The sequence below is a fragment of the Streptomyces sp. NPDC001513 genome (assembly GCF_042894695.1).
In the GTDB taxonomy this organism is placed as follows: domain Bacteria; phylum Actinomycetota; class Actinomycetes; order Streptomycetales; family Streptomycetaceae; genus Streptomyces.
Genome location: NZ_JBIAVU010000013.1, coordinates 86,555 through 107,274, shown reverse-complemented (window position 1 = coordinate 107,274; position 20,720 = coordinate 86,555). Strand labels below are relative to the sequence as shown.

At 72.7% G+C, this 20,720-nt stretch carries 20 protein-coding genes; 6 read left to right on the top strand and 14 right to left on the bottom strand.

The genetic code is table 11. From position 1 onward, the window contains the following. The first annotated feature begins 103 nt into the window (after positions 1-103). On the top strand, positions 104-862 hold the full coding sequence (locus ACFYZ4_RS27655) for an SDR family NAD(P)-dependent oxidoreductase (protein WP_351597678.1): 759 nt from the start codon (positions 104-106) through the stop codon (positions 860-862). Positions 863-945: 83 nt separating this feature from the next. Here the strand turns inward: ACFYZ4_RS27655 and leuA are convergent, their stop codons facing one another. Beyond that, complete coding sequence (gene leuA, locus ACFYZ4_RS27650; protein ID WP_390785109.1) at positions 946-2,709, bottom strand: 2-isopropylmalate synthase; 1,764 nt, start codon at positions 2,707-2,709, stop codon at positions 946-948. Between the two features lie 366 nt (positions 2,710-3,075). On the opposite strand from leuA, the gene ACFYZ4_RS27645 reads away from it, so the two are divergent. The 4 genes from ACFYZ4_RS27645 to ACFYZ4_RS27630 all read left to right on the top strand — a co-directional run bounded on the left by ACFYZ4_RS27645 (position 3,076) and on the right by ACFYZ4_RS27630 (position 6,047). Next, the gene (locus ACFYZ4_RS27645; RefSeq protein ID WP_390785108.1) at positions 3,076-4,149 is read left to right on the top strand and encodes a M4 family metallopeptidase; all 1,074 of its coding nucleotides are present in this window, start codon (positions 3,076-3,078) and stop codon (positions 4,147-4,149) included. A 9-nt stretch (positions 4,150-4,158) separates the two neighbouring features. Continuing rightward, positions 4,159-4,428: a protealysin inhibitor emfourin gene (locus tag ACFYZ4_RS27640; RefSeq protein ID WP_390785107.1), complete on the top strand. Its 270-nt coding sequence runs from the start codon at positions 4,159-4,161 to the stop codon at positions 4,426-4,428. A 27-nt stretch (positions 4,429-4,455) separates the two neighbouring features. Continuing rightward, entirely contained in the window at positions 4,456-5,277 is an 822-nt protein-coding gene (locus ACFYZ4_RS27635) for a GNAT family N-acetyltransferase (RefSeq protein WP_390785106.1), read from the top strand. Between the two features lie 92 nt (positions 5,278-5,369). Then, complete coding sequence (locus ACFYZ4_RS27630) at positions 5,370-6,047, top strand: SAM-dependent methyltransferase (RefSeq protein ID WP_390785105.1); 678 nt, start codon at positions 5,370-5,372, stop codon at positions 6,045-6,047. A gap of 97 nt (positions 6,048-6,144) precedes the next feature. Here ACFYZ4_RS27630 and era read toward each other — a convergent pair whose 3' ends face one another. From era to ACFYZ4_RS27615, 3 genes are all read right to left on the bottom strand, one after another. Further along, positions 6,145-7,095 carry a GTPase Era gene (gene era / locus ACFYZ4_RS27625; protein WP_351301727.1) on the bottom strand — a complete coding sequence of 317 codons (951 nt, stop codon included), beginning with the start codon at positions 7,093-7,095 and terminating at the stop codon, positions 6,145-6,147. 986 nt (positions 7,096-8,081) lie between these two features. Next, on the bottom strand, positions 8,082-9,374 hold the full coding sequence (locus tag ACFYZ4_RS27620; RefSeq protein WP_390785104.1) for a beta-xylosidase: 1,293 nt from the start codon (positions 9,372-9,374) through the stop codon (positions 8,082-8,084). Between the two features lie 117 nt (positions 9,375-9,491). Then, on the bottom strand, positions 9,492-10,553 hold the full coding sequence (locus ACFYZ4_RS27615) for a GlxA family transcriptional regulator (protein ID WP_390785103.1): 1,062 nt from the start codon (positions 10,551-10,553) through the stop codon (positions 9,492-9,494). Positions 10,554-10,624: 71 nt separating this feature from the next. Between ACFYZ4_RS27615 and ACFYZ4_RS27610 the strand changes: the two genes are divergently transcribed. Continuing rightward, a complete protein-coding gene (locus ACFYZ4_RS27610; protein ID WP_351301693.1) occupies positions 10,625-11,938 on the top strand; it encodes an MFS transporter in 1,314 nt (437 codons plus the stop codon). A gap of 521 nt (positions 11,939-12,459) precedes the next feature. Here the strand turns inward: ACFYZ4_RS27610 and ACFYZ4_RS27605 are convergent. The 10 genes from ACFYZ4_RS27605 to ACFYZ4_RS27560 all read right to left on the bottom strand — a co-directional run bounded on the left by ACFYZ4_RS27605 (position 12,460) and on the right by ACFYZ4_RS27560 (position 20,642). Then, positions 12,460-12,816, bottom strand: coding sequence for a cytidine deaminase (locus ACFYZ4_RS27605; protein ID WP_390785102.1), 357 nt, complete (start codon positions 12,814-12,816; stop codon positions 12,460-12,462). A 44-nt stretch (positions 12,817-12,860) separates the two neighbouring features. Next, entirely contained in the window at positions 12,861-13,214 is a 354-nt protein-coding gene (locus tag ACFYZ4_RS27600) for an MmcQ/YjbR family DNA-binding protein (protein WP_030710957.1), read from the bottom strand. After that, the gene (locus tag ACFYZ4_RS27595; RefSeq protein ID WP_351295519.1) at positions 13,211-14,515 is read right to left on the bottom strand and encodes a hemolysin family protein; all 1,305 of its coding nucleotides are present in this window, start codon (positions 14,513-14,515) and stop codon (positions 13,211-13,213) included. The genes ACFYZ4_RS27600 and ACFYZ4_RS27595 overlap by 4 nt, the downstream gene beginning before the upstream one ends. Next, positions 14,512-15,009, bottom strand: a complete 498-nt coding sequence (ybeY, locus tag ACFYZ4_RS27590; RefSeq protein WP_351295522.1) for an rRNA maturation RNase YbeY — start codon at positions 15,007-15,009, stop codon at positions 14,512-14,514. Before ybeY ends, ACFYZ4_RS27595 begins: the two co-directional genes overlap by 4 nt. Before the next feature lie 13 nt (positions 15,010-15,022). After that, positions 15,023-16,066 (bottom strand): PhoH family protein, encoded by a 1,044-nt coding sequence (locus ACFYZ4_RS27585; protein WP_351295525.1) that lies wholly within the window; start codon positions 16,064-16,066, stop codon positions 15,023-15,025. A 156-nt stretch (positions 16,067-16,222) separates the two neighbouring features. Then, entirely contained in the window at positions 16,223-17,317 is a 1,095-nt protein-coding gene (locus tag ACFYZ4_RS27580; RefSeq protein WP_390785101.1) for a carbohydrate kinase family protein, read from the bottom strand. A 94-nt stretch (positions 17,318-17,411) separates the two neighbouring features. Further along, positions 17,412-18,317 carry a ribonuclease Z gene (locus tag ACFYZ4_RS27575; RefSeq protein WP_390785100.1) on the bottom strand — a complete coding sequence of 302 codons (906 nt, stop codon included), beginning with the start codon at positions 18,315-18,317 and terminating at the stop codon, positions 17,412-17,414. A gap of 3 nt (positions 18,318-18,320) precedes the next feature. Beyond that, on the bottom strand, positions 18,321-18,680 hold the full coding sequence (locus tag ACFYZ4_RS27570; protein WP_351295533.1) for a histidine triad nucleotide-binding protein: 360 nt from the start codon (positions 18,678-18,680) through the stop codon (positions 18,321-18,323). 130 nt (positions 18,681-18,810) lie between these two features. After that, positions 18,811-19,554: a 16S rRNA (uracil(1498)-N(3))-methyltransferase gene (locus ACFYZ4_RS27565; protein ID WP_351295535.1), complete on the bottom strand. Its 744-nt coding sequence runs from the start codon at positions 19,552-19,554 to the stop codon at positions 18,811-18,813. Then, positions 19,551-20,642 carry a nitronate monooxygenase gene (locus ACFYZ4_RS27560; RefSeq protein ID WP_384345594.1) on the bottom strand — a complete coding sequence of 364 codons (1,092 nt, stop codon included), beginning with the start codon at positions 20,640-20,642 and terminating at the stop codon, positions 19,551-19,553. Before ACFYZ4_RS27560 ends, ACFYZ4_RS27565 begins: the two co-directional genes overlap by 4 nt. Positions 20,643-20,720: the final 78 nt, after the last annotated feature.

The following is a 20,720-nucleotide window of genomic DNA, read 5'->3' as shown; positions in this document are numbered from 1 at the left end:
GACAAGACAACATGTCCCGGGGCGCGCACTTGGCCGATCTGCGCCCCCACGCCCGCCCCTGCTCTCCCCGCACCCCCTCCGCGCTCCCCCTAAGGTCGGCCGCATGGAAGAGAAGTCCTGTCTGGTGACCGGCGCCGCGAGCGGGATCGGCCGGGCCACCGCACTGCTGCTGGCCCGCTCGGGAGCCCGGGTCACCGCGGCCGATATCAACGGTCCCGGGGTGGAGTCCCTGCGTACGGAACTGGCCGCCGAGGGGTACGAGGTCACCGCGGTCACCGGTGACGTCGCCGATCCGGAGGCCAACCGCGCGATGGTCGCCGCCGCCGTCGGGGCGTACGGACGCCTCGACGTGGCCGTGGCGAACGCCGGGGTGCTCCCTCTTTCGGACGTACGGGAGACCAGCCCGGAGGACTGGGACCACGTCATGGCCGTCGACGGCCGGGGGATGTTCCTGACCTGCAAGTACGCCATCGAGGCGATGACGGCGCAGCCGCGGCCCGGCGGGGCGCTGGTCTGCGTGTCCTCGATCTCGGGCGTGGCCGGGCAGGCGCGCCAGGCGGCGTACGGACCGGCGAAGTTCGTCGCGTCGGGGCTGACCAAGCACCTCGCGGTGGAGTGGGCCGCGCGCGGGATCCGGGTCAACGCGGTGGCACCGGGCACCATCCGTACGGAGCGGGTGATCGCGCTGAAGGACGAGCCGGGCGGGCCGGAGTACCTGGAGGAGATCGCGGGGGCGCACCCGATGGGCCGGCTCGGCGAGCCGGAGGAGGTGGCCCGGGTCATCGCCTTCCTGGCCTCCGACGCGGCCTCGTTCGTGACGGGCGTGGTGCTGCCGGTGGACGGCGGCTACCTGGCCCGCTGAGGCCGGGAACGGCGCGGCCCCGCCCCTCCGCGAGGAGGGACGGGGCGCACGTGCACACGTACGGGCGATGGGCGCCCGGGGGATCAGCGGCCCGCGCGGTTGACGGCGGAGATGACCGCCTTCAGGGAGGCGCGGGTGGTGTTGGCGTCGATGCCGATGCCCCACAGGACGCGGCCGTCGATCACGCACTCGATGTACGAGGCGGCCACGGCGGAGGCGCCCTCGCTCATGGTGTGCTCGGTGTAGTCCAGCAGGCGGGCGTCGATGCCGATGCCGGCCAGTGCGTCGAAGAAGGCCGAGATCGGACCGTTGCCGGTGCCGTCCAGTACGGTCTCCACACCGTCCACGACCGCCTCGACGGTCAGCGTGTCCGTGCCGTCCTTGTCGGTGGCCGTCGAGCCGGAGCGCAGCTGGATGCGGCCCCACGGGTTCTCGGGGTTGGGCAGGTACTCGTCCTCGAAGACCGACCAGATCGCCTTGGGCGTGACCTCGCCGCCCTCGGTGTCGGTCTTGGCCTGGATGATCCGGGAGAACTCGATCTGCATGCGGCGCGGCAGGTCCAGCTTGTGGTCGTTCTTCAGGACGTACGCGATGCCGCCCTTGCCGGACTGCGAGTTGACCCGGATGACGGCCTCGTAGGAGCGGCCGACGTCCTTCGGGTCGATGGGCAGGTACGGGACCGCCCACTCCAGATCATCGACGGTCTTGCCCTGGGCGGCCGCGTCGGCCTCCATGGCGTCGAAACCCTTCTTGATGGCGTCCTGGTGGGAGCCGGAGAAGGCGGTGTAGACCAGGTCGCCCGCGTAGGGGTGGCGCGGGTGGACCTCCATCTGGTTGCAGTACTCGCTGGTGCGACGGATCTCGTCGATCTGCGAGAAGTCGATCTGCGGGTCGATGCCCTGGGAGAACAGGTTCATGCCCAGCGTGATCAGGTCGACGTTGCCGGTGCGCTCGCCCTGCCCGAACAGGCAGCCCTCGATGCGGTCGGCGCCGGCCATCAGGGCCAGCTCGGCGGCGGCGACGGCGGTGCCGCGGTCGTTGTGCGGGTGCACGGAGATGCAGATGTGCGCGCGGCGGGTCAGGTTGCGGGCCATCCACTCGAAGCGGTCCGCGTGGGTGGAGGGCGTGGAGCGCTCCACGGTCGCGGGCAGGTTCAGGATGATCTCGCGGCCCTCGGCCGGCTGCCAGACGTCGCAGACGGCCTCGCAGACCTCCAGGGCGAAGTCCAGCTCGGTGTCGGTGAAGATCTCCGGGCTGTACTGGTAGCCGAAGGTGGTCTCAGGGCCCAGCAGCTTGTCCGCGTACTCCATGACCAGGCGGGTGCCGTCGACGGCGATCTGCTTGATCTGCTCCTTCGAGCCGCGGAAGACCACGCGGCGGAAGGTGGGGGCGGTCGCGTTGTACAGGTGGACGGTGGCGCGCCTGGCGCCGACCAGGGACTCCACGGTCCGCTCGATCAGGTCCTCGCGGGCCTGGGTCAGTACGGAGATCGTCACGTCGTCCGGGATCGCGCCCTCTTCGATGATGGAGCGCACGAAGGCGAAGTCGGTCTCGCCGGAGGACGGGAAGCCGACCTCGATCTCCTTGTAGCCCATGCGCACCAGCAGGTCGAACATCTCGCGCTTGCGGGCGGGGGTCATCGGGTCGATCAGCGACTGGTTGCCGTCGCGCAGGTCGGTGGACAGCCAGCGGGGAGCCTTGGTGACACGGACGTCCGGCCAGGTGCGGTCCGGGATCTCCACCTGCTCGTAGGAGCCGTACTTGTGGATCGGCATCCCGGAGGACTGCTGGGTGTGGGTCGCGTTGGTGATGGGCGTGGGGCGACCGACAAAAGGCTGCTGGCTCATGGCGTTGGGCTCCTCGCGTGTCCGCGTGTAGTTCGCTGGGACGGCCGACGGCGGTCGTAAAAACCGCAACACCAAACTCCGCGGGGAGGGGGTCGGCCTACGACTACAGACCCTCGCCGCGGCAGCTAAGGAGAAGCAGCCCGAAACGCATGATGGACCGAGCCTAGCCGAGCCGCGCGGTGACGCGAGGACCTGTTTCAGTATGCAAGACCCCACCGTCCGATTTGCACCAAATGTGAGCTAAGCCTCTTTCAAAGCACCGAGCTCAGGGCGATCCGTCAATCCGGCGCCGCAGCTTTCAGACAAGCGAATGAATCATGGTCGCAGGTAGTGACACCGCCATGACCCACTGCCACATTGCCGGGCATGGATGCCTCCCACGCTCACCGCCACCCCGTCTTCTGCACCGTGGTGCCGCCCCACCTCCTCGACAAGGCCGCCCTGTCCGGGGACTCCCGGCGCGCCGATCTCGCCCAGCGCACCCTCGAACGCGACTCCCTGCTGCGTACCCGGCGCCGGGTCACAGCCGTCCGCGGGATCGTGCCGACGCTCGGTGCGCCGGCTTCCGACGAACCGAACCGGACGCTCTACGACGCCCAGCACCGCACGCAACTGCCCGGGAAGAAGGTCCGTGGGGAGGGCGACCCGCTGAGCAAGGACGCCACCGTGAACCGCGCCTACGCGGGGCTCGGGGCGACGTACGAGCTGTTCCTGAAGGGCTTCGGGCGGCGCTCGATCGACGATGCCGGGCTCCCGCTGGACGCGACCGTCCACTACGACGAGGACTACAACAACGCCTTCTGGGACGGGCAGCAGATGGTCTTCGGGGACGGCGACGGGGACCTCTTCCTCGACTTCACCGTGTCGGTGGACGTCATCGGGCACGAGCTGACCCACGGGGTCACCCAGTACACGGCGAACCTCAGGTACCGCGGGCAGTCGGGCGCCCTGAACGAGTCGATGTCCGACGTCTTCGGCTCGCTGATCAAGCAGTACTCGCTGGAGCAGACGGCCGACCAGGCCGACTGGCTCATCGGGGCCGGCCTGCTCGGCCCCAACGTGACCGGGGTCGCGCTGCGCTCGATGAAGGCGCCGGGGACCGCGTACGACGACGACGAGCTCGGCAAGGACCCGCAGCCGGCCACGATGGACGACTACGTCACCACCCACAGCGACAACGGCGGGGTCCACATCAACTCCGGCATCCCCAACCACGCCTTCTACATCGTGGCGACCGAGCTGGGCGGCAAGGCCTGGGAGCGGGCCGGGCAGATCTGGTACGACGCCCTGACCGGCGGGGAGCTCGCCTCGAACGCCGACTTCGAGGACTTCGCCCGGCTCTCGACGGCGGCGGCCGTGACCCGGTACGGCGACGGCGGCGCCGAGCACCAGGCCCTGCAGAAGGCCTGGTCCGCGGTGGGCGTCCCGCTCGCGGGGTAGACCGCTGCCATGCGCATTCAGGTGGTTCGGACGGGCGGCTTCGCGGGCATCGAGCGCCGGGCCGAGGTGGACACCTCGGGCCGGCCGGACGAGGACGAGTGGCGGGCCCTGGCCCGGCTGGCGCTGCGGCCCGCTCCGCCGGGCGATCCGGCGGACCGGGTGCGGGACGGGTTCTCGTACCGGATCACGATCGACGGCCGGACGGTCTCCTGCGCCGAACCGGGCCTGTCGGAGGCGCAGCGGACGCTGATCTCGCGGGTCCTGAAAGAAGGTGCCTGAGCAGGACCGCTTTGCTTGGATGTCCGGATGACCGACCACATGATCGATTCGACGCTGTCCGAGCTGGAGCGGTACTACGACACGGTGCCGCGGGTGGGCGGGGCACGGGCCGAGGACTTCGGCCCGCTGACCCTGTTCGTCCAGGAGGGCGCGGGCTGGCCGTACTACGCGCGGCCCGCCCTCGGCGGCTCCGGCGAGGCGACCGCGGCCGACGTCCGGCGCGTGCTGTCCCGTCAACAGGAGCTCGGGGTCCCCCAGGCCTTCGAGTGGGTGGCCGAAACCAGCCCCTCGCTGCGGGCCGCGGTGGAGGAGGCGGGACTGACCGTCCACGCCCACCCGCTGATGGTGCTGGACCCGTCGGCCGAGCCCCTTCCCCCGCATCCGGAGGTCCGTCTGCTCGGCGCGGACGACCCGCTGCTGACCGCCGCGGTGACGGTCCCGGCCCTGGCCTTCGCGGCCCCGGGCACGACGGTGGGCGAAGCCGGACCCGCGGAACTGGCGGCGGCGACGGCGGAGCCCTCGGCCGAGGAGGGCCGCGCCCGGGCCGCCGGAAAGCTGGCGGCGGGCACCTCGGCCATGGCGGCGGCGGTACGGGACGGCGTCGTGCTCTGCTCCGGCATGTACAACCCGGTCGGGGACGTCGCCGAGGTGGTGGGCGTCGGCACCCTGCCGTCGGCCCGCCGCCAGGGCCTGGCCCTCGGGGTCACGGCCGCGCTGGTCGCGGAGGCCCTGTCGCGCGGGGCCCGTACGGTCTTCCTCTCGGCCGGCGACGAGGACGTGGCCCGGATCTACGGCCGCGCCGGCTACCGCCGGGTGGCGACGGCCCTGATCGCGGAACCGCAGGGCTGACGCGCGTTTGCCGAAACGGCAACAAGGTTTGCCGTACGGGCGGGTCGGGCGCAGCATCGGCCGTACCGGCACCCGTACTGGAAGAGGGACCCATGACCGAGCACGCGCACACGGACACCCACGCGCACTCCCACCACTACCCCGTGACCGGTCCCCCGGCGGGCGAGGAGTTCTGGGACGGCCGCTACGGGGAGAGCGACCGGATCTGGAGCGGCGAGGCCAACGCCATGCTGGTGCGCGAGGTGTCCGACCTCGCCCCGGGGCGGGCCCTGGACCTCGGCTGCGGGGAGGGCGGCGACGCCGTCTGGCTGGCCCGCCGCGGGTGGACCGTCACCGGGACCGACATCTCCGGGGTCGCCCTCGGCCGGGCCGCCGAGCACGCTGCGGACGCCGGGGTCGCGGACCGGATCTCCTTCGCGCGCCACGATCTGACGGAGTCCTTCCCCCAGGGGAAGTTCGACCTCGTATCGGCCTGCTTCCTGCACAACTACGGGGACTTCCCCCGCGATGCCATCCTGCGCACGGCCGCCACGGCGGTGGCCCCCGGCGGCACCCTGCTGGTGGTCGGCCACGCGGGCTGGGCGCCGTGGCAGGAGGAGCGCGAGGAGGCCCACTTCCCCACGCCCGAGGAGGTCCTCGCGCAGCTGGAGCCGGTCACGGCGGGCTGGGAGGTGCTGCGGGCCGAGGAGACCGAGCGGATCCAGGCGCAGCCCGACGGTACGCCGGGGACCCGTACGGACAACGTGGTGCGGGTGCGCCGGCCCGCGTAGCCGCGGGAACGACGACGACGCACGGACGCGGTCCCCGATCGGGGATCGCGTCCGTGCGCCGTCGTGTCGTGCGCCGTCGTGTCGCGCGGTGCGCGCCTCAGAAACCGAGCTTGCGGAGCTGCTTGGGGTCCCGCTGCCAGTCCTTGGCGACCTTCACGTGGAGGTCGAGGAAGACCGGGGTCCCGAGCAGCGCCTCGATGTGCTTGCGCGACTTCATCCCGACCTCCTTCAGGCGGGAGCCCTTCGGGCCGATGATGATGCCCTTCTGGCTCGGCCGCTCGATGTAGACGTTGGCGTGGATGTCGAGCAGCGGGCGGTCGGCCGGGCGGTTCTCGCGCGGGATCATCTCCTCGACGACCACGGCGATGGAGTGCGGGAGCTCGTCCCGTACGCCTTCGAGCGCGGCCTCGCGGATCAGCTCCGCGACCATCACCATCTCGGGCTCGTCGGTGAGGTCGCCCTCCGGGTACAGCGGCGGGCTCTCCGGCAGCAGCGGCGCGATCAGGTCGGCCAGCAGCTGGACCTGGGTGTCACCGACCGCCGAGACGGGGACGATCTCGGTCCACTCGAAGCCCAGCTCCTCGGCGAGCTGGTGGACGGCGATGAGCTGCTCGCCCACCACCTTCGACTCGACCAGGTCGGTCTTGGTGATGATGGCGATCTTGGGGGTCTTCTTGATCCCCGCGAGCTCCTTGGCGATGAACTTGTCGCCGGGGCCGAGCTTCTGGTCGGCCGGCAGGCAGAAGCCGATGACGTCGACCTCGGCCCAGGTGGTCCGTACGACGTCGTTGAGGCGCTCGCCGAGGAGCGTGCGCGGCTTGTGCAGGCCGGGCGTGTCGACGAGGACGAGCTGCGCGTCGGGGCGGTGCACGATGCCGCGGACGGTGTGGCGGGTGGTCTGCGGCCGGTTGGAGGTGATCGCGACCTTGGTGCCCACGAGTGCGTTGGTGAGGGTCGACTTCCCCGCGTTGGGGCGGCCGACGAAGCAGGCGAAGCCCGCGCGGTGCGGGCTGGTGGACTCGGGGGAACGATCGCTCATACGGGCCATTCTCCCCGATGCCGCTCCCAGCGCCGACCAGATCACCGCGGTGAGGGCGAGCGCGGGCGTGAGCAAGGGGTGCGCGGCATCGGCGGCACGGCCCTGAGCTGTGGTTCCGTCGGCCCGGGCGCGCACCGTCAGCTCGGCCCATTCCGCGACGGGCGGACCCTCCCAGCGGGTGCCGAGGCGCACTTGCTGACCCGGCAGCAGTTCGGCGGGCAGGCCGGTGAGCTCGCGCCGCAGCAGGGTGCGGCCGAGGGCGCCGGAGGCGGTGAGGGCCGCGCGCGGGCGGAGGGTGACGTTGCCGGTGTTGTGGAGCGTGTACGAGATCTCCGCGCCCGCGCCGCGGCGGTGTACGGAGACCCCCTCGACGGCGAGGGCGGCGGCGGTCGGGCCGGTCACCCGCAGGTACACGCGGGCGGCGACGGCCTGCTGGACGCCGATCCCCCGGTCCGTGGTGGTGGCGGGCCGGTCCTCCAGGGCGACGATGGCGCCGGGGTGGTCCCCGGGCTCCGCCCGGTCGGGCACGGCGAGCGTGAAGCCGACGCGGACCTCGCCCCGGGCCGGTACGGTCACCCGCTCCTGGTCGAGCCTGGCCCAGGCGGCGGTGGCCCGGCGCGGCTCGTCGGGGCCGCGCAGGGCGAAGCCGCCGTCGCGGGCGGTGTTGTAGGCGTCGGCGGCGTAGAGCCGGAAGGTGCGGGGGCGGTCGGTGCGGTTGGTCACGGTGACGGCGTCGGTGACGGCCTGGCCGGGGGCGGCGGCGAGGTAGAGGTAGGGCCGCCGGCCGGCGCCTGTCGCGGCGGGCAGCACGGACCACTGGCCGTTGTCCGACGCCTCGGCCGTTCCGGCGGGCAGGAGGAGGACCCCGGCTGCGACGAGCAGGGCCCCCGCTGCGCGGAGCCGTCCTGGGGCTCCGCCCCGGACCCCGCGCCTCGAACTCCCCCAGACTCCGTCCGGGGGTACCCCCGGGCGGGGCTGAATCTTCAGCCGGGGCGTCACGACAGGGTCAGGGTCAGGACCGCCGTGTACGCCCCCGGCGGGGTGTACGGCGGGACTCGCAGCGTCACCGTGGCGTCGATGGTGAAGGTCCCGCCGACCAGCGGGGCGTTCGCGGTGGAGGCCAGGAGGGCGCCCTCCGGGCCGACCACGCCCGCGCTGCCCGGCGTACACGCGCTCGGGCTGCCGGCGGCCGCCACACAGGTCGGGGTCCAGGACAGGGACGCGCCCGGGATGCGCACCCCGCCCGGTCCCGTGAAGTCGGTGACCTTGCCGGTCAGGGACCAGCCGGCCGGGCCGCCGCGGGCGTCGGTGACGGTCACGGTGCCGATCCGGCCGGGGGCGGCGCCGCCATCGCCGTACGGGACCGCGCCGAGGGTGATGTCCTCGCCGGCCTGGGTCATGCCGAGGGCGCCCGGCTCGACGGTGGCCGTGACCTTGCGGGAGTCCGCCGTCACCGGGGCGGTGTCGATGACGGTGTACGCGGCCGGGCCGGAGCCCCGGTGCGCCGACCAGGCCGGGCCCTCGTAGGCGATCACCGCGGTGGTGGCCTTGTCCGTGACCGGCAGCTCCACCGCGGCCGTGCCCAGCTCGTCGGCGGTGGCGGTCACCCGGTCCGCGGTTTCGGCCGCGCCGGCCCGTCCGGCCACGGTCACGGCCGTGCCCGGGGGGAATCCGGCGGCGGTGACCTTGACCTTGGCGCCCGGTTTTCCGGAGGCCGCGGCGAGGAAGACGCTGCGCAGGTTGGCCGTGGGCAGGGCGGTCGCGGTCAGGCGGGCGGAGACGGGGGCGGCGGTCGGCGCCGCGGCGGTGCAGGTGGTGTCGAGGTCCAGCGGGTGGCTGGTGTGCAGGGTGTAGTCGCCGGGGACGAGGGTGGTCTCGCCGGGCGCGGTGACGGTGAAGGTGCCGGTCATGGTGACGGCGGGCAGGGGTTCGCCGGCCCGGATGGGGTCGTTGCGCTTGGCCCCGACGACGGTGACCTCGCCGCTCTGGGCTCCCGCCAGCAGGATCCGGCCGGTGGGGGTCAGCACGTCGGCGGGGAGTTCGCCGCCGGCCGGGTTGGCGGCGGGGGTCCGGACCACCTGGTAGGTCACGGTGACGGTGTCGCCGACCTGCGGGGCCGGGTTGTCGACGGTGATCCGGGCGGTGGTGGGCCCGTCGGCGGGCGGGAGTCCGGCCTCCTGCGGCGGCAGGCAGTGCGTCGGGAACTCCACCTGGCCGGGCGGCGTCTCCCCCTCGGCCGCGGCCGGTGCGCCCAGGGCGCCCCCGGCCGTGGCGGCGAGCACCGCCATGCCGACGGCGGCCGACCATCTCCGCTTCCGCGCCCCTGTTCGCACTGCCCGCCCCCTGGGTTCCCTCGCGCCGAGCCCCTGCGCAGGGGGCCATTCACGAGCGGGTGGCGGAAGAAGTCAATGCACGGATCCGGCGTCAACTGATGGCCCATCAGGAGATGGCAGGTTCCCGCTCCCCGCCCCGCTCCCCGGCTCCTCTTCGCCCGCGTCCCCGCCCGACGCGCGGAACGTGCGCCGGTAGGCCGTCGGGCTCACGCCCAGCGCCGCCTGCACGTGCTTGCGCAGCGACTGGGCCGTACCGAAGCCCGTCTCCCGCGCCACCTGTTCCATCGGCAGGTCCGTCCGCTCCAGCAGCCGCCGGGCCCGTTCCACCCGCTGTCCGACGATCCACTCGCCGGGGCTGATCCCGGCCTCCTCCCGGAACCTGCGCGTGAACGTCCGTACCGACATGGCCTCCTGGCGGGCCAGGTCGACCAGCCGAACCGGCTCGTGCAGCCGGTCCAGCACCCAGGCGCGGGCCGCCGCCGTGCTGGCCAGCTGCGGCTGTGGCACCGGGCGTTCGATGAACTGGGCCTGCCCGCCGTCCCGGTGGGGCGGTACGACGGTCCGCCGGGCCACGTCGTTGGCGACAGCCGCCCCGTGGTCGCGGCGCACGATGTGCAGGCACAGGTCGATGCCGGCGGCCACCCCGGCCGAGGTCAGCACGTCCCCGTCGTCGGTGTAGAGCACGCCGGCGTCCACCCGCACGGCCGGGAAGAGCCGCTGGAAGTGCTCGGCGTGGAACCAGTGGGTGGTGGCCGGGCGGCCGTCCAGGAAACCGGCGGCGGCCAGCACGTACCCGCCCGTGCAGATGGAGACGAGCCGCGTCCCGGGCCGGATGTGCGCGAGCGCCGCGGCGAGCTCACCGCTCAGCCGGCCCTCCTCGTACACCGGCCCCAGCTCGTACGAGGCGGGCACCACCACGGTGTCGGCCGTGGCCAGCAGCTCGGGGCCGTGCTCGACCTGGACCGCGAAATCGGCGTCGGTGCGCACCGGCCCGGCGGCCAGGGCGCAGGTGAGGATCTCGTACAGCGGCTCGCCGGCGGAGTCCTTGGCGCGGCCGAAGATCCGGTGCGGGATGCCCAGCTCGAAGGGCAGCAGCCCGGTGAGCGCGAGGACGACGACACGGTGAGGGGCCATGGCCCGATCATATCGAAGGGTGTCGGTCAGGCCACTGTCGTAGGGGGCCCTCCCAGCCGGAAGCTGTCCGGGTGACGCAGACAGCCCCCATCCCCGCCCCCACGACCACACCTCCGGCCGCCCCGGGACGCGTCCACCGCGCCTGGTTCGTCGCGGCCGTCGCCTTCGTGACGATCATCGGCGCGGCGGCCTTCGCCTCGCTGCCCGGACTGCTCATCGAGCCGCTGCACGAGGAGTTCGACTGGTCGCGCGGCACGATCGGCTTCGCCGTCTCGGTGAACCTCGCGCTGTACGGGCTCACCGCCCCCTTCGCCGCGGCGCTGATGGACCGCTTCGGCATCCGCAGGGTGGTGGCTCTGGCCCTGCTGGTCATATCCGGCGGCACCGCGGCCACCGTGTGGATGACGGCGTCCTGGCAGCTGGTGCTGTTCTGGGGAGTGCTGGTGGGCCTGGGCAGCGGCTCCATGGCGCTGGCCTTCGCGGCGACGGTGACCAACCGCTGGTTCACCGCCCGGCGCGGGCTGGTCACCGGCATCCTGACCGCGGCCGGGGCCTCCGGCCAGCTGATCTTCCTGCCGCTGCTGTCGTGGCTGGTGGAGCACCACGGCTGGCGTCCGGCGGCGGTGACGGTGTCGCTGGCGGCCCTGGCCGTCGTCCCGTTCGTGTGGCTGCTGCTGCGCGACCACCCGGCGGACGTGGGCCTCGCGCCGTACGGCGGCACCTACGCGGACAAGCCCGCCCCGGTGACGGGCGCGGCGCGGCGGACGGTGACGGTGCTGTTCAAGGCGGCCCGGACCGGCCCCTTCTGGCTGCTGGCGGGGACCTTCGCGATCTGTGGGGCCTCGACCAACGGGCTGGTCAAGACCCACTTCGTCCCGGCGGCCCACGACCACGGCATGCCGGTGACGGCGGCCGCGGGACTGCTCGCGGTGATCGGGGTGTTCGACGTCGTCGGCACCATCGCCTCCGGCTGGTTCACCGACCGCTTCGAGGCGCGCCGCCTGCTGGCGGTGTACTACGCGCTGCGCGGGATCTCGCTGCTGTTCCTGCCGATGCTGCTGGCGCCGTCCGTGCACCCGCCGATGGTCTTCTTCATCGTCTTCTACGGGCTGGACTGGGTCGCGACCGTCCCGCCGACCATCGCGCTCTGCCGTGAGCACTACGGGGAGGACAGCGCGATCGTCTTCGGCTGGGTCCTGGCCTCGCACCAGGTGGGCGCGGCGGTGGTGGCCTTCCTGGGCGGCCTGGCCCGTGACGCCTTCGGCTCGTACGACGTCGTCTGGTACGCGTCGGGCGCGCTGTGCGCGGTGGCTGCGCTGATGGCGATGATCATCCGCCGCCGGCAGCCTCCCGGCGGACCCGCGCCAATTCACGATCTGGCTTGACCGCCACCTCCGGGCCCGCCGCAGCCAAACCCTCCCTCGCCGTCGGCACGATCCGGCTTGGCTGCCGCCTTCGGGCCCGCCCTGGGCCAAGTCCGGCCTCGCCGCCGGCACGATCCGGCTTGGCCGCCACCTTCGGCCTCGCCGGTGCCAAACCCACCCCCGCCGGCGCCTTCAGGCTCGCCCGGGCACATCCAGCCTCGCCGACGCTTGAGGCTCGCCCGGGCAATTTCAGCCCCGCCGGCGTTTGAGGCGCGGGTCCGGGCGGAGCCCGGTGCCCGGCGGAGCCGGGTTTCTCCCCCAGCTACCGCTGGGAGGTGCCCCCAGGGGCTCCGCCCCAGACCCCGCTCCTCAAACGCCGGAGGGGCTGAAATTGCCCGGGCCAGGCTGGATCTTGCCCGGCGAGGTTGGATTGGGCCGGTCCGGGCCGGGCTGGATTGGCCCGGGCGAAGCTGGAAATGTCCGGCCCCGGTGGACCGGCAAGGCGCGGGCGCGCAGAGATGGGCTGCTACCCCGCCGGGAGGCTAGGGGCCGGCGGGCGTCGTCGACTTCAGGCTGCCGTCCGGGTCGGCCAGCAGCACCGGGGTGTCCGGGCCGCCCAGGTCCCGTACGGCCGCGCGGTCGGCCTCGGCGGGGGCGTCGGCCGCGCTGACGACGGCCGCGGCCTCCAGAGAGCGCGCCCCGCTCGCCACGGCCATCGCGACCGCGGTCTGCAGCGCGCTCAGCTTCAGGGAGTCGAGCTCCACCGTCCCGGCGACGTACGTGCGGCCCGTCTCGTCGCGCACCGCCGCCCCCTCGGGCACCCCGTTGCGGGCCCGGGCGCTGCGCGCCAGCGTGATGATCTTGCTGTCCTCGGGGTCGATCCCGGTGCTGTCGGTCATGGTCGAAAGCATAGGGAGCGCCCCGGCCCGGCACACGGCCGGGCTCACGGCCTGTCGAGCCTCAGCCGCTCCGCCCGCGGCAGCCCGGCGACCACCAGGTCGTACGAGTCCTCGACGAGCTCGCGCAGCATCGCGTCGGGGATCCCGCCGACGGTCACCGTGTTCCAGTGCCGCTTGTTCATGTGATAGCCCGGCACGATCGCCTCGTGCTCCTCGCGCAGCCGCACCGCCAGCTCCGGTTCGCACTTGAGGTTGACCTTCAGCGGCTCCGCGTCCAGCGCGGACAGCGCGAACACCTTGCCCAGCACCTTGAACACCGAGGTCTCCGGGGTGAAGGGGAACTCCTCCACCGACGCGTTGAAGCCCAGACAGAATTCCCGCAGCTCCGCCGGGGTCATTCCCCCTCCTCCCCCGCGGTCTCCGCCGCGCCCACCGGTTCCACCAGCACCGTCACGATCTTGTTCCGCCGCCCCGCCGGGGACTCGGCCGTCATCCGCAGCGGACGCCCGTCGGGCAGTTCCACCACCGCCGAGGCGCCCGCGATCGGCACCCGGCCCAGGGCCTTGGCCAGCAGGCCGCCGACCGTCTCCACGTCCTCGTCGTCGAAGGCCTCGACCTTGAACAGCTCACCGAGGTCGGTGATGTCGAGGCGCGCCGTGACCCGGTAGCGGTCCTCGCCCAGGTTCTCGACCGGCGGGAGCTCCCGGTCGTACTCGTCCGTGATCTCGCCGACGATCTCCTCGAGGATGTCCTCGATGGTGACGATGCCGGCCGTGCCGCCGTACTCGTCGATGACGACGGCGACGTGGTTGCGCACCTGCTGCATCTCGCGCAGCAGGTCGCCCGCGTTCTTGGTGTCGGGCACGAAGACGGCCGCCCGCATCGCCGTGGAGACCAGGTCGGACTCCGCCTCGCGGCTGATGTGGGTCTTGCGGACCAGGTCCTTCAGGTAGACGATCCCGACGATGTCGTCCTCGTTCTCCCCGGTCACCGGGATGCGCGAGAAGCCGGACCGCAGCGCCAGCGTGGTCGCCTGACGGACCGTCTTGTACCGCTCGATGCAGACCAGGTCGGTGCGGGGCACCATCACCTCGCGCACCAGGGTGTCGCCGAGCTCGAAGACCTGGTGCACCATCCGGCGCTCGTCGTCCTCGATCAGCGATTCCCGCTCCGCGAGGTCCACCATCGCGCGCAGCTCCGCCTCGGAGGCGAACGGCCCCTTGCGGAAGCCCTTTCCGGGCGTGAGCGCGTTGCCGATGAGGATCAGCAGCTGCGGGATCGGCCCCATCACCCGGGCGAGGGGGACGAGGACGTACGCGGCCGCCGTCGAGGTGTTCAGCGGGTGCTGGCGGCCGATGGTGCGCGGGGATACGCCGACGGCGACGAAGGAGACGAGCACCATCACGGCGATGGCCACGAGCAGCGCGGTCCAGTTCTCGCCGAACTCGTCGAGGCAGACGTAGGTGACGAGCACCCCGGCCGCCATCTCGCAGGTGACGCGGACCAGCAGCGCCACGTTGAGGTAGCGGGTGGGGTCGCCGGCGACCTGGGCGAGCTTCTCGCTGCCGCGCCGGCCCTCCCGTACGGCCTGCTCGGCGCGGAAGATCGAAATGCGGGCGATCCCGGACTCGGCGCACGCCGCGAACCAGGCCACCACCACCAGCAGTACCGCGCCGGTGATCAGCTGTGCGGCGTTCACGAGACGGTGGGCGCCGGGGACGGACCGGTCATGCCGCGCTCACCGCGCCAGCCGTCGACGATGGCCGCCTGCAGGCCGAACATCTCGGCCTTCTCGTCCGGTTCCTCGTGGTCGTAGCCGAGCAGGTGCAGCACTCCGTGGACGGTCAGGAGCTGGAGCTCCTCGTCCATGGAGTGCTGCGTCGGGGCTTCCTCACCCTGCTTCTTCGCGACCTCGGGGCAGAGCACGATGTCGCCGAGGAGCCCCTGCGGGGGCTCCTCGTCGTCCTTCGCCGGCGGACGGAGCTCGTCCATCGGGAAGGACATGACGTCGGTCGGGCCGGGCAGGTCCATCCACTGGATGTGGAGCTGCTCCATCGCGTCCTCGTCGATGACGATGACGGAGAGCTCGGAGAGCGGGTGGATCCGCATCCGGGTGAGCGCGTAGCGGGCGATGTCGAGGATCGCCTGCTCGTCGACCTCGGTTCCGGACTCGTTGTTGACGTCGATCGACATGGTGCGCTGGGTTCTACTTCCGCTGGTGGCCGTTCGCGGCCTGCTGGCCGTCGTCGTACTTCTCGTACGCGTCGACGATACGGCCGACCAGCTTGTGGCGGACGACATCCTCGGACGTGAGCCGCGCGAAGTGGATGTCCGGCACCCCGTCCAGGATCTTCTGGACCTCGCGCAGACCGCTCTTGGCGCCGCCCGGCAGGTCGATCTGCGTGATGTCGCCGGTGACGACGATCTTCGAGTCGAAGCCGAGCCGGGTCAGGAACATCTTCATCTGCTCGGCGGTGGTGTTCTGCGCCTCGTCGAGGACGACGAAGGCGTCGTTGAGCGTGCGTCCGCGCATGTACGCCAGGGGCGCGACCTCGATGGTCCCGGCGGCCATGAGCCGCGGGATCGAGTCGGGGTCGAGCATGTCGTGCAGCGCGTCGTAGAGCGGGCGCAGGTACGGGTCGATCTTGTCGAAGAGGGTGCCCGGCAGGAAGCCGAGCCGCTCCCCCGCCTCGACGGCGGGCCGGGTCAGGATGATCCGGCTGACCTGCTTGGACTGCAGGGCCTGGACCGCCTTGGCCATGGCCAGGTAGGTCTTGCCGGTACCGGCGGGGCCGATGCCGAAGACGATCGTGTTCTTGTCGATCGCGTCGACGTACCGCTTCTGGTTGAGGGTCTTGGGTCGGATGGTGCGGCCGCGGCTGGAGAGGATGTTCTGGGTGAGCACCTCGGCGGGCGTTTCCTCGGGCCCGTTCCCGTTGCCGTTGCCGCTCGCCTTGAGCATGGCGATCGAGCGTTCCACTGCGTCCTCCGTCATCGGCTGCCCGGTGCGGAGCACCAGCATCATCTCGTCGAACAGGCGCTGGATCAGAGCGACTTCCGCCGCTTCGCCGATCGCGCTGACCTGGTTGCCCCGAACATGGATGTCGGCCTTCGGGAAGGCCTTCTCGATCACGCGCAACAGGGCGTCACCGGATCCGAGCACCGTCACCATCGGGTGCCTGGCCGGGACGGTGAAGTGGGCTCGCGCCTGCCCCGGCACCGGAATGTGGGCTGTGGGTGTCTGAGTCATGGGCCGGCACTGTGGCCTGCACATACCTCCCGCTGAGGGGCCGCGCCGATCGACGACCTCCGGACTACCAAGCGTACGTCGCCGCCGCTGCTTCCCCGAGGGGTTTTACGCCGTCTCCGCGCGCCCCCGGGGCCCCACGGCCCTGCGGCCGTCCGGTCACGCGGAGTGCCGGAAGCCGATCGTGGGCACGGCTCTGCGCCGGGCCGCCGGGCCGGAGCCGGGCGGGATCAGGTCGTCGAGGAAGCCGTAGCGGCCGCGCAGCGCGTGCGGGGCGCTCCGCCACCAGTGGGCCACCTCCGGCCAGCCGGGGGCCGACAGGGAGCCGCCGAACTCCTGGACGGACAGGGCCGCGGTCAGCCCGGCGAAGGCGAGGCGGTCGGCGAGGGGCCAGCCCGCCAGGGTGCCGGTGACGAAGCCCGCCACGTACACGTCCCCCGCACCCGTCGGGTCCAGCTCGTCCACCGTGATCCCGGGGACCTGCGCCGTCTCGCCGGTGCGCCCGTCCACCGCGTACGAGCCCTCCGCACCCATCGTGACCACGGCGATCGGCACCTTCTCCGCGAGCGCCCTGGCGGCGGCGCGCGGGCAGTCGGTGCGGGTGTACCGCATGGCCTCGCCCGCGTTCGGCAGGAAGGCCTCGCAGTGCTCCAGGTCGGCCAGGGCCCCCAGGTCCCACCGCCCGCTCTCGTCCCATCCCACGTCGGCGAAGATCCGCGAGCCGTGCCGGGCGGCCTCGCCGATCCATTCCTCGCCCCGGCCGGCGCCGAGCGCGGCCACGGCCGCGCGGGCCCGCGGCGGGCAGTGCGGGAAGGGGCCGGCGTCGGCGGGCGGCGGGGCCTCGTGGCCGTGCGAGACCATCGTCCGCTCGCCCTCGTAGGCCATCGAGACGGTGACGGGGCTGTGCCAGCCGGGGATCGTGCGCGACATGGACAGGTCGATGCCCTCGCCCTGCTCCAGGGCGTCCCAGCAGTACTCGCCGTAGTGGTCGTCCCCGAAGGCCGCGGCCAGCGAGGTGCGCAGGCCCAGCCGGGCCAGGGCGGTGGCCATGTTGGCGACGCCGCCGGGGCTGGAGCCCATGCCGCGCGCCCAGGACTCCGTACCGCGGACCGGTGCCGAGTCGAGGCCGGTGAAGATGATGTCGAGGAAGACCGTCCCGGTCAGGAAGACGTCGCAGCCCGGTTCCTGCGGATCGCGCACCGGACCGAGCGGGTCCACTGCGGCTGCGCGGCTGTCGAAGTCCCTACTGGTCACGGTGTACTCCCCGATGAGTTTCCGGCGGAAAGCTGCCAGCCCTGCCCGCCCGGGGCAGGGCCAAACCCCAGTGTGGCGCAGATCACCCGCCCGTTCAGCTCCGCTTGGGGAGCGGCACGCGCACCAGGTCCTCCGCCACCGTCAGCTCGCCGTCGAAGCCCGCGGCCCGCGCCTGCCGTTCGAATTCGGACGGGTCCGTGTACCGCTGGGAGAAGTGCGTCAGCACGAGGTGCCGTACGCCCGCGTCCCGTGCGACCCGCGCTGCCTGGCCCGCGGTGAGGTGCCCGTGGTCGGTGGCCAGCCGTTCGTCCTCGTCGAGGAAAGTCGACTCGATCACCAGCATGTCGCAGCCCTCGGCGAGCGCGTCCACGCCGGGGCAGAGCCGGGTGTCCATGACGAAGGCGAACCGCTGTCCGGGCCTGTGCTCGCTGACCTCGTCCAGGGTGACCTCGCCGAGCCGCCCGTCGCGCTGGATCCGGCCGACGTCCGGCCCCTTGATGCCGTGCCGCGCGAGCAGCTCCGGCACCATGCGGCGCCCGTCGGGTTCGGTGATCCGATAGCCGAAGGACTCCACCGGGTGCGAGAGCCGCCGGGCCTCCAGGACGTACGGGGGCCCCTGCGCCAGCGTCCCGTCCGCGGCCACCGGTTCCTCGCGCAGCGGGACGGTCTCGCGGTAGGCCGTGGCGTACCGCAGCCGGTCGAAGAACTTCTGCCCGGAGGCCGGGTAGTGGGCGGTGACGGGGTGCGGGACCTGGTCGAGGTTGATCCGCTGGATCACGCCGGCCAGGCCGAGGCTGTGGTCACCGTGGAAGTGGGTGATACAGATCCGGTTGATGTCGTGCGCGGCGACCCCGGCCCGCAGCATCTGCCGCTGCGTGCCCTCGCCCGGGTCGAAGAGGATGCCCTCGCCGTCCCAGCGCAGCAGGTATCCGTTGTGGTTGCGGTGCCGGGTGGGCACCTGGCTGGCGGTGCCCAGCACGACGAATTCTCGTACGGACACGTGCTATCCGGGGGGCCACTGGAGGCCGCGGCCGCCGATGACGTGCGCGTGCGCGTGGAAGACGGTCTGCCCGGCGCCGGAGCCGGTGTTGAAGACCACGCGGTAGCCGTGGTCGACGATCTTCTCGTCGAGGGCGACCTGGCCGGCCTCGCGCAGTATGTCGGCGGCGACGGCCGGCTCGGCGGCGGCGAGGGAGGCCGCGTCCGGGTAGTGCACCTTGGGGATGACGAGCACGTGCGTGGGCGCCTGCGGGTTGATGTCCCGGAAGGCGACCGTGGTCTCGGTCTCGCGGACCACGGTCGCGGGGATGTGCCCCTCGACGATCTTGCAGAACAGGCAGTCCGCCTGCGGTTCCCCGGCCATTGCCAAGCCTCCCGTGATGGTGATCGGTCCGGGCATCGTATCCAGCCGGGCGCCCGCCGCGGGCGGGCATTTCGGTCCGTCAAACCCAGTGGTCCGTCAAACCCAGTTGTCCGTCAAACCCAGCGGCCCGTCAGGCCCAGCGGCCGGTGCGGGCCAGCAGGACCGCCGTGGCCGCGGTGCCGGCCGTGGAGGTCCGCAGGACGGAGCGGCCCAGCCGGTAGGGGTGGGCCCCCGCCCCGGCGAACGCCGCCAGTTCCTCCGGGGAGACCCCGCCCTCCGGGCCGACGACCAGGACGACGGAACCCGAGGAGGGCAGCGCGGCCGTGGCCAGGGCGTCGGAGGGGGTGTCGCGGTCCTCGTGCAGGACCATGCCCAGGTCGGCCTCGGCGAGCAGCGCCGCCACCTGCTTGGTGGACATGGCCTCGGCCACCTCCGGGAAGCGGACCCGGCGGGACTGCTTGCCCGCCTCGCGGGCGGTGGCGCGCCACTTGGCCAGGGACTTGGCCCCCCGGTCCCCGCGCCACTGCGTGATGCAGCGCGAGGCCTGCCAGGGCACGATCGCGTCGACGCCGGTCTCGGTCATGGTCTCGACGGCCAGCTCGCCGCGGTCGCCCTTGGGCAGGGCCTGGACCACGGTGATGCGGACGGCCGGTTCCGGTTCCAGTCCGGCCGAGGACACGGCCACGACCAGCCGGTCCTTGCCCTCCGCCGCCTTCACGACCGCTTCCGCCCAGCCGCCCCGGCCGTCGGTCAGGACCAGTGCCTCGCCCGGGTTCAGCCGTTTCACGGACACCGCGTGCCGGCCCTCCGGGCCGTCCAGGACGAACTCCGGTCCCGCGGGGACCTCTTCGACCACGAACACCGGGGCGGTCATGACGCACTCCTCATCTGCATTGCCTTCAACGTGCTCTGTGCCTCGGCCAGTTCGGCCGCCAGCACCTCCACCAGTTCCGCCGCCGGCAGCGCCCGCGCCAGCCGGTGCCCCTGGCCCGCCCACAGGGCCATGCCCTGCGCGTCCCCGGCCGCGGCGGCCGCCTTGCGCAGCCCCGAGGTCAGGTGGTGGACCTGGGGGTAGGCGGCCGGGGCGTACGGGCCGTGCTCGCGCATGAAGCGGTTCACCAGCCCCCGCGCCGGCCGCCCGGAGAACGCCCGGGTCAGCTCGGTCCGGACGAACAGCGGGTCGGTCAGCGCCTTCTTGTGCACGGGGTCCGCCCCCGACTCCGGGCAGGCCAGGAAGGCCGTCCCGAGCTGCGCCGCCTCGGCGCCCGCCGCGAGCAGCGCCGCGATCTGCGAGCCCCGCATGAGGCCGCCCGCCGCGATGATCGGCAGGGCCACGGCCTCCCGGACCTGGGCCACCAGCGCGAGCAGCCCCACGGCCGCCGTGCCGTCGGCCTGCGGGTCGTCGCGGTGCGTGCCCTGGTGGCCGCCCGCCTCGACGCCCTGGACGCACACGGCGTCGGCGCCCGCCTGCTGGGCCGTACGGGCCTCCTCGACGGAGGTCGCCGTGACGACCGTGTACGTACCGGCCTTGCGCAGGGCGGCGAGGGCCGCGGAGGAGGGACAGCCGAAGACGAACGAGACGACCGGGACCGGGTCTTCGAGGAGGATGGCCAGCTTGGCGTCGTAGCCGTCGTCGCTCGTGCCGATGAGGTCCTCCTCGGCGAGCGAGATCCCGTACCAGCTCGCCTCACCGGCCAGCTGCCCGCGGTACGCCTCCACGGCGGCCGGATCCACGTACCCGGTCTGCGGCATGAAGAGGCTGACGCCGAAACGGCGCCGGGTCAGGGCGCGCACCTGCTTGATCTCCTGGTACATCCCGTCGGCGGTCTTGTAGCCGCCCGCCAGGAAGCCCAGCCCGCCCGCCTCGCACACGGCGGCGGCGAGCGGCGGACAGGAGACGCCGCCCGCCATGGGAGCCTGCACGATCGGGTAAGGAGAGAGACCGTACGGTGCGGAGGACATGGACTGCATCGTGCCATGTCCCGCTCATGGGGCCGAATCATGGCATTCGCCTGGCATAGTCCGCTTCCGGCCCCGGTC

Excerpts from the sequence above, each read along its gene's own strand:
- ACFYZ4_RS27570 (WP_351295533.1), bottom strand. The coding sequence starts at position 18,680 with ATGGCCGGGGAACCGCAGGCGGACTGCCTGTTCTGCAAGATCGTCGAG.
- ACFYZ4_RS27630 (WP_390785105.1), top strand. The coding sequence starts at position 5,370 with ATGACCGAGCACGCGCACACGGACACCCACGCGCACTCCCACCACTAC.
- ACFYZ4_RS27560 (WP_384345594.1), bottom strand. The coding sequence starts at position 20,642 with ATGTCCTCCGCACCGTACGGTCTCTCTCCTTACCCGATCGTGCAGGCT.
- ACFYZ4_RS27605 (WP_390785102.1), bottom strand. The coding sequence starts at position 12,816 with ATGACCGACAGCACCGGGATCGACCCCGAGGACAGCAAGATCATCACG.
- ACFYZ4_RS27620 (WP_390785104.1), bottom strand. The coding sequence starts at position 9,374 with ATGGCGGTGCTCGCCGCCACGGCCGGGGGCGCCCTGGGCGCACCGGCC.
- ACFYZ4_RS27645 (WP_390785108.1), top strand. The coding sequence starts at position 3,076 with ATGGATGCCTCCCACGCTCACCGCCACCCCGTCTTCTGCACCGTGGTG.
- ybeY (WP_351295522.1), bottom strand. The coding sequence starts at position 15,009 with ATGTCGATCGACGTCAACAACGAGTCCGGAACCGAGGTCGACGAGCAG.
- ACFYZ4_RS27615 (WP_390785103.1), bottom strand. The coding sequence starts at position 10,553 with ATGGCCCCTCACCGTGTCGTCGTCCTCGCGCTCACCGGGCTGCTGCCC.
- ACFYZ4_RS27635 (WP_390785106.1), top strand. The coding sequence starts at position 4,456 with ATGACCGACCACATGATCGATTCGACGCTGTCCGAGCTGGAGCGGTAC.
- ACFYZ4_RS27640 (WP_390785107.1), top strand. The coding sequence starts at position 4,159 with ATGCGCATTCAGGTGGTTCGGACGGGCGGCTTCGCGGGCATCGAGCGC.
- era (WP_351301727.1), bottom strand. The coding sequence starts at position 7,095 with ATGGCCCGTATGAGCGATCGTTCCCCCGAGTCCACCAGCCCGCACCGC.
- ACFYZ4_RS27565 (WP_351295535.1), bottom strand. The coding sequence starts at position 19,554 with ATGACCGCCCCGGTGTTCGTGGTCGAAGAGGTCCCCGCGGGACCGGAG.
- leuA (WP_390785109.1), bottom strand. The coding sequence starts at position 2,709 with ATGAGCCAGCAGCCTTTTGTCGGTCGCCCCACGCCCATCACCAACGCG.
- ACFYZ4_RS27585 (WP_351295525.1), bottom strand. The coding sequence starts at position 16,066 with ATGACTCAGACACCCACAGCCCACATTCCGGTGCCGGGGCAGGCGCGA.
- ACFYZ4_RS27655 (WP_351597678.1), top strand. The coding sequence starts at position 104 with ATGGAAGAGAAGTCCTGTCTGGTGACCGGCGCCGCGAGCGGGATCGGC.
- ACFYZ4_RS27600 (WP_030710957.1), bottom strand. The coding sequence starts at position 13,214 with ATGACCCCGGCGGAGCTGCGGGAATTCTGTCTGGGCTTCAACGCGTCG.